The organism is Sutterella sp., from assembly GCF_030539355.1.
GTDB lineage: Bacteria > Pseudomonadota > Gammaproteobacteria > Burkholderiales > Burkholderiaceae_F > Sutterella.
Genome location: NZ_JAUNSF010000028.1, coordinates 15,600 through 27,582 on the forward strand (window position 1 = coordinate 15,600; position 11,983 = coordinate 27,582).

8 protein-coding genes are annotated in these 11,983 nt (G+C 66.6%); 4 read left to right on the forward strand and 4 right to left on the reverse strand.

Features of this window, described 5'->3' with window-relative positions:
* Positions 1 to 7: 7 nt before the first annotated feature.
* Positions 8 to 1,276, forward strand: a complete 1,269-nt coding sequence (dcuC, locus tag Q4F91_RS06170) for a C4-dicarboxylate transporter DcuC (RefSeq protein ID WP_303335791.1) — start codon at positions 8 to 10, stop codon at positions 1,274 to 1,276.
* Positions 1,277 to 1,486: 210 nt separating this feature from the next.
* Entirely contained in the window at positions 1,487 to 2,848 is a 1,362-nt protein-coding gene (locus Q4F91_RS06175; protein ID WP_303335794.1) for an L-serine ammonia-lyase, read from the forward strand.
* Positions 2,849 to 2,934: 86 nt separating this feature from the next.
* Here Q4F91_RS06175 and Q4F91_RS06180 read toward each other — a convergent pair whose 3' ends face one another.
* From Q4F91_RS06180 to Q4F91_RS06195, 4 genes are all read right to left on the reverse strand, one after another.
* A complete protein-coding gene (locus Q4F91_RS06180; protein ID WP_303335797.1) occupies positions 2,935 to 4,167 on the reverse strand; it encodes an AI-2E family transporter in 1,233 nt (410 codons plus the stop codon).
* A 39-nt stretch (positions 4,168 to 4,206) separates the two neighbouring features.
* Positions 4,207 to 5,151 carry a LysR substrate-binding domain-containing protein gene (locus tag Q4F91_RS06185; RefSeq protein ID WP_303335799.1) on the reverse strand — a complete coding sequence of 315 codons (945 nt, stop codon included), beginning with the start codon at positions 5,149 to 5,151 and terminating at the stop codon, positions 4,207 to 4,209.
* A gap of 58 nt (positions 5,152 to 5,209) precedes the next feature.
* Positions 5,210 to 7,294, reverse strand: coding sequence for an ATP-dependent DNA helicase RecG (gene recG, locus Q4F91_RS06190; RefSeq protein WP_303335802.1), 2,085 nt, complete (start codon positions 7,292 to 7,294; stop codon positions 5,210 to 5,212).
* 67 nt (positions 7,295 to 7,361) lie between these two features.
* Positions 7,362 to 7,745: a Rid family detoxifying hydrolase gene (locus Q4F91_RS06195; RefSeq protein WP_303335804.1), complete on the reverse strand. Its 384-nt coding sequence runs from the start codon at positions 7,743 to 7,745 to the stop codon at positions 7,362 to 7,364.
* Positions 7,746 to 9,033: 1,288 nt separating this feature from the next.
* Here Q4F91_RS06195 and Q4F91_RS06200 point away from each other — a divergent pair.
* A complete protein-coding gene (locus Q4F91_RS06200) occupies positions 9,034 to 11,019 on the forward strand; it encodes a fumarate reductase flavoprotein subunit (RefSeq protein ID WP_303335807.1) in 1,986 nt (661 codons plus the stop codon).
* Between the two features lie 19 nt (positions 11,020 to 11,038).
* Positions 11,039 to 11,869, forward strand: a complete 831-nt coding sequence (locus tag Q4F91_RS06205; protein ID WP_303335809.1) for a fumarate reductase iron-sulfur subunit — start codon at positions 11,039 to 11,041, stop codon at positions 11,867 to 11,869.
* Positions 11,870 to 11,983: the final 114 nt, after the last annotated feature.

The following is an 11,983-nucleotide window of genomic DNA, read 5'->3' on the forward strand; positions in this document are numbered from 1 at the left end:
TCTTCAAATGGGCATCACTGAATGGGTTGCCGTACTGGCAATCTTCGCCGTCATCTACGGCCTCATCAAGCGCTACGAGACGCGCCTCGTTCTCATCGCGTCAGGTCTTTTCCTCTGCCTGATCTCGTGGAACCTCATCGGCGGTCTTGACGCCTTCGCCAAGTCGATGACGAACAACTCGCTCGTTATGGCGATCTGCTCGTCGATGGGCTTCGCGTTCGTCGCCAAGTACACCAATGCCGACCGCTCGCTCGTGCATTACCTCGCCTCGCCGATCCGCGGCCTCGGCATCTTCCTCATCCCGGTCTGCACGGTGATCACGTTCTTCGTGAACATCGCCATCCCGTCGGCCGCCGGCTGCGCCGCCGCCGTCGGCTCCACGCTGATCCCGGTGATGCTCCGCGCGGGCATCAAGCCCGCCGGCGCCGCCGCCGCGGTGCTTGCCGGCACGATCGGCTCGTACCTCTCGCCCGGCACGTCCCACAACCCGTACGTCGCCAACATGGCCGGCATTGACGTGATGGACTTCATCGCGTTCCATGCCCCGTACTCGGTGATGGTCGGCGTCTTCGGCGTCGTCGGCACGCTGATCATGTGCTTCCTCCTCGGCGACCACAAGGGCGACAAGAACGCCACGGTCGACGAGAGCAAGCTGCAGAAGAACGATGACTTCGTCCCGAGCCCGATCCGCGCGCTCGTCCCGCTCGTTCCGATCACGATCCTCGTCGTCGGCAACGTCTGGTGCCCGTTCATCAAGATGGGCGTGGCGCAGGCCATGGTGCTCGGCGCCGTGATCGCGCTCTGCGTCGCCCGCTGCAACCCGCAGACCTTCACGAAGGAGTTCTTCGCCGGCACGGGCAAGGGCTACGCTGACGTGATGGGCATCATCATCGCCGCGGGCGTCTTCGCCGCCGGCCTCAAGACCGCCGGCCTCATCGACGTGTTCGTCTCCGCCCTGAAGGAATCCAACGAGATCGCCCGCTGGGGCGGCTCGATCGGCCCGTTCCTCATGGGCGTGATCACCGGCTCCGGTGACGCCGCCACGCTGGCCTTCAACGAGACGGTCACCCCGCACGCCAAGGACTTCGGCATGACGATCGAGGGCCTGGGCGGTCTCGCCTTCCTCGCCGGCGCCGCTGGCCGCACGATGTCGCCGCTCGCGGGCGTCACGATTCTCGTCTCGGGCATCGCGATGGTCTCGCCGGTCGAAATCGTCAAGCGCACCGCGCTCCCGATGTTCCTCGCGGTCATCGCCTGCGCGATCCTGATGGTCTAAAGCCGTTTCTCCCCTTCCTTGAGGGCCTGAAGCCCTCCCGGAAGGGGATGCAAGCCAAGAAGCCCGCTCGCGGAAATGCTTTTCCGGGCGGGCTCTTTTTGGTCCGAAGCTTGCTTCATTTTTCTGTGCGGACGCACACTCTGCCGCCTGCCGAACCGCTCTCCGCCGGGAGAGGGACGGTCCGATCAATTTGTTTGCCCCGAAAACGACATGATCAGTGCATTGGACATCTTCAAGATTGGCATCGGGCCGTCGAGCTCGCACACCGTGGGTCCGATGCGCGCGGGCGAGGCGTTCTGCGCCGAGCTGCGCGCGGCCGGCCTCTTCGACAGAGTCGCCCGCGTCGGCGCCGACGTCTACGGCTCGCTCTCGCTCACGGGCCACGGCCACCGCACCGACGAGGCGATCATCCTCGGTCTCGAGGGGTTCCTCCCCGACACGGTGCCGCTCGAGGAGATCCCGAAGCGCATCGCCGACACGCGCGAGCGTAAGGTGATCGATTTGGGCGGCGAGCGCGAGGTGGATTTCCCCGGCATCGCCTTTCACTCGGACTTCCTGCCGCTCCACGAGAACGGCATGATCCTGCACGCGTGGGACGGCGAGGGGAAGCTCCTTCTCGAGAAGACCTATTACTCGATCGGCGGCGGCTTCATCGTCGACGAGGAGCACTTCCATGACGAGCCGCCCGAGAAGGTGGCGATCCCGCACCCCTTCAGCTCGGCCGAGCAGCTGCTTGAGGCCTGCAACGACACGGGACTCTCTGTCTCGTGCCTCGCGCTCGAGAACGAGAAGGCCCTCAGGCCCCTCGAGGAGATCGAGGCGCACTTCCGGCGCGTCAACGAGGTGATGCAGGAGGCGATCCATCGCGGCACGATGACCGAGGGGCTGCTCCCCGGGCCGCTGCGCGTGCAACGCCGCGCGCCGGCGCTCCGCCGACAGCTCCTGAGCTCCGGCCGCACGAGCGTCGATCCGCTCGCCGTCATCGACTGGATCAACATGTTCGCGCTCGCCGTGAGCGAGGAGAACGCCGCGGGCGGGCGCGTCGTCACCGCGCCCACGAACGGCGCGTGCGGCGTGATTCCCGCCGTGCTCGCGTACTGGGGCAAGTTCTTGGGCGACCCCACCGACGAGGAGTGCCTGCGCTTCTTCCTCGCCGCCGCGGTGATCGGCGTGCTCTTCAAACTGAATGCCTCCATCTCGGGCGCCGAGGTCGGCTGCCAGGGCGAGGTGGGCGTGGCCTGCTCGATGGCGGCCGCGGGTCTCACCGAGGTGATGGGCGGCAACCCGATTCAGGTCTGCACCGCGGCCGAGATCGCCATGGAGCACTCGCTCGGCCTCACCTGCGACCCGGTGAACGGCCAGGTGCAGGTGCCCTGCATCGAGCGCAACGCCATCTACGCCGTCAAGGCGGTCAACGCCGCCCGCATGGCGCTCCGCCGCACGAGCGCCCCGCGCGTGCCGCTCGACAAGGTGATCGCCACCATGTACGAGACCGGCAAGGACATGAACGCGAAGTACCGCGAGACGAGCCGCGGCGGGCTTGCCATCAAGGTGATGGCGCACTGCGACTGACGTCCGCTTTTCCTCTTCAGACGCGAAGGCCGCCCTGGATGCGAACCGGGCGGCCTTTTCAATGGGACGGGGTCTGCCGGAGTCGGTCAGGCTTTCCTCTCCCCGGGATTCTCCCCGGAGGCTTCGGGCGCCGCGGCCTCATCGGCTTCGTGCGCCTTCTGCTCGGCGAGCTCCGCCGCGCGGTTCGCGAGCTTGATCACGGGGCGCTTGAGCCACGCCGTGAAGAGCGCGAGGCCGACGGCGAGGAGCACCGGGCCTAGGATGAGGCCGAGGAACCCGAAGGCGAGCACGCCGCCGAAGACGCCGAGGAAGATGAGCGCGATCGGCATGGAGCTGCCGCGGGAGATGAGGACGGGCTTGAGGAAATTGTCAACGCTCGAGATGCCGAAGGTGCCCCAGCAGGCGAGGAAGACCGCCATGCCGAGGTTGCCCTGCGTGTAGAGCCAGACCGCGGCCGGGATCCAGATGAGCGGGGGGCCGACGGGAATGACCGAGAGCAGGCACACGGCAAAAGAGAGCATCAGCACGCCCGGGACGCCCGCGATCCAGAAGCCGATGCCCGCGACGAGTCCCTGGCCGATCGCGGTGCCGATGATGCCGAAGACGACCGAGCGGGTGGTGTTGACGAGGATCCCCGTGATCTCGCTCGCGATGCCGCCGGAGACGCGGGCGACGAGCTCCGAGATGCGGTCCGCGAACCACGCGCCGTCGCGGTAGAAGAAGAACACGATGAAGGTGACGAGCGCGAGCTGCACGAGGCCGTTGCCGGCGTGGACCGCGGCGTTGACGAACCACGAGGTGAGCGGGTCGATGATGCGCTGCACGGTGCTGCCGAAGGCCGCGGGGTCGATCGCCTGCGCGAGCTGCTCGTGAAGCCACGCGCCCGCGTAGGGAATGTCCGCGATCGCGTCGAGCACCGGGGAGGGGTCCTTGAGCCACGCCGCGACGACGGCGATCCACTTCGGGATCTGCTGCGCGAGCGCGACCGAGAGGAAGGAGACCGGAATGAGGAAGGTGACGACGATGAGCACCACCATCACCGTGGTCGCGGCTCCCGAGGACTGCCGCATCGCGGCGCGAAGTTTCTTGAAGAGCGGCCAGGTCACCACGGCGAGCACGGCGGCGATCAGGATCGCCGTGAGGAAGGGCTGCAGCACGAGGTAGCAGCCGACCGCCACGACGACCATCAGCGCGATGCGCACGATCACGTCGATGCGGTCGCTGAAGCCCGTCGCCAGGTCGGCCATCCTCAGGTGCGGGCGCTCGTGCGCCTCTGCGGGATGCGTTTCGACGGGGCCGGATTCGGTCGGGTCAGCCATGGCGGGTCTCCTCTGAGGAGAAGGGTGGAAGGGGCGGGGTCAGCGCATCCGGGGCTCTTCGTGCACGGGGGCGCAGCCGTTCAGGTGAATGCTCTGCATCGCCTCGCGCAGCGCCGTGATCGCCGCCTCGCGCGGGAAGCTCTTGCGCCAGACGAGGAGCACGCGGCGCGAGGGCACCGGGTCCTTGAAGGGCAGGATCTTGATCGAGTGCGAGAGCCCGGTGAGGTAGGGGACGGCCGAGGCCGGGAGCACCGTGATGCCGAGACCCTGGGCGACCATGTGGAAGATCGTCTGCAGGCTCGAGCCCTCGACCGTGCGCTGCACGTCGGAGGCGTTGAGGCTGAAGCGGGCGAGGTCCGGGCAGACGCCGAGGATCTGGTCGCGGAAGCAGTGGCCGGCGCCGAGAAGCAGCATCGTCTGGTCGCGGAGTTCGTCGGTGCCCACCGACGTGCGGTTCACCCACGCGTGGTGCGAGGGGACGGCCACGACGAAGGTCTCCTCGTAGATCTCCTCGGTCATGAAGCCCGTGTCGACGAGCGTGTTAGCGCAGATGGCGACGTCGATCTCGCCCGTGCGGAGCTTGGCGAGCAGGTCCGTCGTGAAGCCCTCCTCGAGGATGAGGGGCATGCCCGGCGTCGAGGCCGTCATGCCGGCGATGAGCTCGGGGAGCAAGTACGGCCCGATCGTGAAGATCGAGCCCACGCGCAGCGGCCCGTTGAGCGGATCCTGGCCCTGGTGGGCGATCTCGGCGATGCGGCGGGCCTCCTCGACCACCTTCTGGGCCTGCTCGACGATGCGAGCGCCGATCTCGGTGACGGCGATGTCGTTCGAGCGGCGCTCGAAGATCGTGACGCCGAGCTCCTCCTCAAGCTTGCGCACGGCGACGGAGAGTGAGGGCTGACTCACGAAGCAGCTCTCGGCGGCACGGCCGAAGTGGCGCTCGCGGGCGACAGCGATGACGTACTTGAGTTCAGTGAGTGTCATGGGAGGTTGTCAACGGGGGGAGTGTTGGAGGAAGGGGACTGCATGATTGTTTCGGGAATCAGGCGGTGAGGAGGTCGGCGCGGGCCCGGAACCAGCGGCGCGCGAGCCTGAGCGCCGCGTCGGGGCATTCGGCGAGCATCCGGGAGGCCGCGTCACGGGCGGCCTCGACGAGAAGGCCGTCGGTCTCGAGGTTGGCGAACCGCAGCATCGGCATGCCGGACTGGGCTTCGCCGAGGAACTCGCCGGGGCCGCGCAGCTCAAGGTCACGGCGGGCGATCTCGAAGCCGTCGGTGCTCTCGCGGATGATGCGCAGGCGCTCGCGGCCCACGGCCGAGAGCCGCTCGTCGTAGAGAAGCACGCAGGCGCTCCGCCCGGCGCCGCGGCCGACGCGGCCGCGGAGCTGGTGGAGCTGCGCGAGGCCGAAGCGCTCGGCGTGCTCGATCACCATGAGCGTGGCGTTGGGGACGTCGACGCCCACCTCGATCACGGTGGTGGAGACGAGCACGTTGATCTCGCCATTTGTGAAGGCGCTCATCACGCTCTCCTTCTCGGCGGAGGTCATCGCGCCGTGCAGGAGCCCGACCTTCAGGTCCGGGAGCCGCGCCGCAAGATCGGCGGCGCAGTCCACGGCCGGGGTGAGGTCGAGCGCCTCGCTCTCCTCGATCAGGGGGCAGACCCAGTAGACCTGGCGGCACGTCGCGCAGGTGCTCTTCACGACGCCGACGACGGCGTCGCGGCGGTCGAGGCGCACGAGCTTGGTCTCGATCGGCGACCGCCCGGGCGGGAGCTCGTCGATCACGGAGACGTCAATGTCGGCGAGGTAGCTCATCGCGAGCGTGCGCGGGATCGGCGTGGCGGAGAGCATCAGCAGGTGGGGCTTTCGCGCGGGGGCGTCATCGGCCTCGCCCGCGGGCCGGGCGGCGCGCGAGAGCGCGAGGCGCTGCGCGACGCCGAAGCGGTGCTGCTCGTCGACGATCGCGAGCCCGAGGTTCGCGAACGCGACGCCCTCCTGGATGAGCGCGTGGGTGCCGACGGCGAGCTGCGCCTCGCCCGAGGCGATGCGTTCGATCGCCTCGCGGCGCTCGGCGGTCTTCTGCCGGCCGGTGAGCCAGACGGTGCGGATGCCGAGCGGCTCGAGCCAGGAGACGATGCGGCGGAAGTGCTGCTCGGCGAGGATCTCGGTCGGCGCCATGAGCGCGGCCTGGAAACCGGCCTCAATGGCACGGAGCGCGGCCATCGCGGCGACGACGGTCTTGCCGCTGCCGACGTCGCCCTGCACGAGGCGGTGCATCGGGGCGCTCTGCGCGAGGTCGCGCTCGATCTCGCCCCAGACGCGCTCCTGCGCGCCGGTGAGGCGGAAGGGAAGCACGGCACGGAACTTCGGCATCAGCTCGGCCGGGCTCCCGGGCGCGGGCTCAATGAGCTCGGGCGCGCGGTCACGGGCGGCGAGCGTGCGCATTTCCCGCAGGGTGATCTGCTGCGCGACGAGCTCGTCGAACTTGAGCCGCTGCCAGTGCGGGTCGGTGCGCTCGGATAGCGCCGCGGCGTTCGCGTCGGGCGGGGGCGAATGGAGGTACTCGAGCGAGGCGCGCAGCCCGGGGAGACCGAGGGGCTCGGTGAGCGCCTTCGGAATCGGATCCTCCATGCCCTGCAGGTCCATGAGCGCGCGGGCGATGCGCTTTCTCAGCCAGTTCTGCTGGATGTTCTCGCCGAGCGGATAGACCGGGGTGAGGGCCGAGGGGAGCGTTTCCTCGCTCGCGACGGGCTTCCTCACCTTCGGGTGGATCATCTCGAGGCCGCCGCCCCAGGCGGGACGGGCCTCGCCGAAGACGCGCACGACCGTGCCGGGCTTGAGATTGCTCTGCGTGCCCGGGTAGTAGTGGATGAAGCGAAGCGCAAGGACGCCCGTGTCGTCGCGGATCTCGGCCACGAGCTGCTGCCCGCGGCCCGTCTCGACCATGCGGCAGGTGAGCACCTCGCCCTGGACCTGAGCAGGCTCGTTCGGGGTGAGCATCCCGATCGGGTCGATGCGGGTCTCGTCCTCGTAGCGCAGCGGCAGGTGCAGGATGAAGTCCCAGTCCGTGACGAGGCCGAGCTTCGCGAGCCGCTCATTGAGCGGCGCGAGTTTGCCCGTGCGCAGCACGCCGGCTGCGCGTGGTCCCGTTGCGGCGCGGGGAGCCGCCTTCGCCTGCCCGTTCAATGGGGTGTCCTCAGCGCTTGAGCGAGACGATCGCCTCGATCTCCACGAGGCCGCCCTTCGGGAGGGCGGCGACCGCGAAGCAGGAGCGGGCCGGGTAGGGGGCGGAGCAGAAGGCCTGCATCGCCTCGTTGACGGCACCGAAGTTGTCCATGCTCGTGAGGAAGATCGTCACCTTCATGATGTCCTCCATCGAGGCGCCGGCCGCTTCGATCACGTTCTTGAGGTTCGTGAAGGCCTGACGCGCCTGGGCCGCGGCGCCCTCTGCGAGCGCGCCCGTGGCCGGGTCGAGGCCGAGCTGGCCCGAGCAGTAGAGCGTCGTTTCGTCGGCGACGGCCTGGCTGTAGGGGCCGATGGCGGCCGGGGCATTGTCGGAATGAATGATGCGACGGGACATGTGTTTCTCCTCTCTGCCTCCTGAAGAACGGGAAGGCACGGAATCTCGCCCCGCGCAGGATGCCGGGGCCGCGGCGTTTCCTTGGAACGGCGCCCTTCGCCGTCCAATAGGGTGAATTCTATCGGCGTCGCGGCTTCAATAGTGAGGGAGGCTATCGCCCTGATGCTTTTTTTCACAAACGGAAACGACTTCGACCGCACCGGCGAAGCGCGGAGACGGTCCCGATATGTACGCACAAATGCGTAAGAAGCGGCCGGAAGTGCCGAACGGGGTGTTCGGTTTCAGCGGAAATTCAGGTACTAGGGTTTGTCCGTACTCTGTAAGGAGTAATAGAGTATGGGCGGCCGTTTTTGCGGCGGGGAAGGAAATTTTGCCCGTAAGTGTTTGTATTCAAGGGAAAAGATGCGACGAAACCCTCGAGTGTCAAGACCCCGTCTAGGCAGGTGGTTGTATCAAATGAGAGGGTGTATCTCCGGGTTAGTGCTGATATAGTTCGAGGTGTGGTGAAAGTTAAACTCCCTTCGTTTTCCAAGGTCTCTACACCAAGTGAGGGGTATGGGGTCCGGGAAGCGGACGAGGCCGTTCCCCCGCCGGGGTAAGCATTCAGTGCTATGGGGGCGGCCGAGATCTACTTCTCATGGGGTCTCCCGCGCGTGTGTATCGATCAGGGTCGGCGTGCGGAGGAACTCTTCGGAACCCATCGCTTCACAGGCGGGAAGGGGCCCGGGGAAACCGAGAGAGGTGACGCTATCGCCTCCGTCCTTAGTTCGACTGCTTCGCTCAAAGGAGAACAGCGACGCAGATGAATTTGGGCGGAAGACCGGCCCGCACGGAGCGCGCCCCCGGATCAGTCCGGAGGAGGTGCCCGAAGGAAGGTCTTCCAGGATGAGAAGAAAGGATTCCCTCGGGACAGGGAGACCTATGCTTCCCAAGCGGTCCGCCTTGGGTGAAAGACCCAGAAAGAGGACCCGCCGGCTTACCGCGCACAAGACCCCCTGCCGTGCTTTTCCCCAGTCACGGCTTCGGAAGCCGGAGGCGCAGCGACAGCATCCTGTGAGTTCTCAGGAGACTCACGGGAAGGCGGTTTCTGTGCCTCTTGCAATTGCGGCTGTCTCCGGCGAAAAGTCACACAAAGGGAATCGGCCGAAAGGTCACAACAGCGGCGGCTGCCTCGCAGCGGGGCGGCATTCGCTATTGGCAAGACTGGACGGACGCGTGGACAGGAGCCACGCGCCGATCCTCCCGCTGCTTAAGTTACAACCCCAGCGGGATATCCGAGGAAAAACTCATGAAAATCATCTACACCGACGTGCTGGTCATCGGCGGCGGCCTTGCCGGCCTCCGCATGGCTGTGGCGGCCAAGCGCCGCGGCCACGACTCGATCGTCCTCTCTCTCGTTCCGCCGAAGCGCAGCCACTCGAAGGCTGCCCAGGGCGGCATGCAGGCCTCTCTCGGCAACGTGATCAAGGGCGTCGGCGACAACGAGGACGTCCACTTCGGCGACACGGTCCGCGGCTCCGACTGGGGCGCCGACCAGGAAGTCGTCCGCATGTTCGTCAACACCTCCCCGAAGGCCGTGCGCGAGCTCGCCGCCTGGGGCTGCCCCTGGTCCCGCATCACCGCTGGCGACCGTCAGGTGATCATCAACGGTGAGAAGGTCACCCTGACCGAGCGCAAGGAAGCGCAGGGCATGATGAACCAGCGCGACTTCGGCGGCACGAAGAAGTGGCGTACCTGCTACGTCTCGGACTGCACGGGCCACGCGATGCTCAACACGGTCTCCGACCGCATCATCGCCGAGCAGGTTCCGGTGATCGAGCGCGTTGAGGCGCTCTCCCTGATCCATGACGGCAAGCGCTGCTACGGCGCCATCGTCCGTGACCTGATCACGGGCGAGCTCATGGCCTACGTTTCGAAGGCCACGGCCATCGCCACGGGCGGTGCCGGCCGTATCTACCGCGTCACGACGAACGCCGTGATCTGCGACGGCACGGGCTATGACCTCGCTCTCAAGACGGGCGTCGCCACCCTCTCGAACATGGAAGCCATCCAGTTCCACCCGACCGGCATCTTCCCGGCCGGCATTCTCGTGACCGAGGGCTGCCGCGGTGACGGCGGTCTGCTCCGCGACGTCGACGGCTACCGCTTCATGCCGGACGTCGAGCCCGAGAAGAAGGAACTCGCCTCCCGCGACGTGGTCTCCCGCCGCATGGAAGAGCGCATCGCCATGGGCAAGGGCGTGAAGACGAAGTACGGCGAGCACCTCTGGCTCGACATCACGCTGCTCGGCGAACACCACATCAAGCACAAGTTGCGCGAAGTCTACGAAATCTGCCACTACTTCCTCGGCGTTGACCCGACCAAGGAGTGGGTGCCTGTCCGTCCGGCCCAGCACTACACCATGGGCGGCGTCCGCACGAAGCCCACCGGTGAGTCCGAGACCCTCAAGGGCCTCTTCGCCGCCGGCGAAGCCGCCTGCTGGGATATGCACGGCTTCAACCGCCTCGGCGGCAACTCCGTTGCCGAGACCGTCGTCGCCGGCATGATCGTCGGTGAGTTCATCGCCGACTTCTGCGACAAGCCCGAGAACGGCATCGACATCCCGACCTCGCTCATCTACGACGCCCTCGCCAAGGAGCAGGCCGAGCTGAACGGCTACCTCAAGAACACCGGCAACGAAGACGCCGTTGCGCTCCGCACCCGCATGCAGGAGATCATGACGACCAAGATCGGCATCTTCCGCAAGGGCAAGGACATGGAGGAGGCCGTCGACGAGCTCGAGCAGCTCTACAAGCGCTCCTTCAACATCGCCGTCAAGGACATCGCCGGCAACAACCCCGAGCTCGTGTACGCCTACCGCACCCGCTCGATGCTCCGCGTCGCCCTCACGGTCGCCATGGGCGCCCGTGACCGCAAGGAGTCCCGCGGCGCTCACTTCCGCGAGGACTACTCGGTCCGCGACGACGTCAACTGGCTCAAGCGCACCATCGCCACGTGGAACGAGGGCGACACGCTCCCGACCCTCTCCTACAAGGATCTCGACATCTCGAAGATGGAGCTCCCGCCGGGCTTCCGCGGCTACGGTGTGAAGAACTACATCGAGAACCCCGAGTCCGCCAAGCGCCAGGCCGAGGTCGACGCCATCCGTCAGAAGATGGAGGCCGAGGGCAAGGATCGCTGGGCCATCCAGGACGCGATCATGCCGTTCATGAACATGCTGCCCAAGCGCCTGCAGGGCCGCAATGAGCGCATCGACGAGCCGCTCAATGACTAATCACGGGGAGCTTTGAAAAATGACCCAGGAAAAGACCCAGACCAAGGTTGATGCTCCCGCCAAGAAGCATCGTCTTCTCAAGATCAGCATCCTCCGCTACAACCCGCAGGATCCTGACAGCGTTCCGCACATGCAGACGTACGAGCTCCAGGAAACGGACTCGATGACGCTCTTCATTGCGCTCAACGACCTGCGCAACGAGCAGGACCCGACGCTGCAGTTTGACTTCGTGTGCCGTGCCGGTATCTGCGGCTCGTGCGCGATGCTCATCAACGGCAAGCCGGGCCTCGCCTGCCGTACGCTGACCAAGGACCTCCCCGACGAGTTCACGCTGGCTCCGCTGCCGGCCTTCGAGCTCATCGGCGACCTCTCGGTCAACACCGGCAAGTGGATGCGCAACATGTCCGAGCGCATGGAGACGTGGGTGCACGCCAAGATCGACGAGATCGACCTTCGCAAGCAGGAGACCCCGATGGATCCCCAGCTCGCCGAGGACATCTACGTTCTCGACCGCTGCGTCGAGTGCGGCTGCTGCATCGCCGGCTGCGGTACCGTCCGCATCCGTCCGGACTTCATCGGCGCCGTGGGCATCAACAAGATCGCCCGCTTCCGCCTCGACCCGCGCGACGAGCGCAACGACGCTGACTACTACGAAGTGGTCGGTGACGAGTCGGGCGTGTTCGGCTGCATGTCGCTGCTCGCCTGCCACGACTTCTGCCCGAAGGATCTGCCGCTCAAGACCCAGATCGCCTTCATCCGTCGCAAGATGGCCGAGGCCGGCATGGGCAACTACGACAAGATCCAGCCGACGCAGCGCAAGTCGATCCCGATCAAGCCGCTCGCGAAGTAATCCTTTGCGACAGTGCTGAAAACCCCGGGCCCCCGGGGGAGGGCAACTGACCTGTCTCCCTCCTCCCGACGGGCCCGCCAAGGGGAACTTATGAAACCCGCCGCTCCTGCAAAC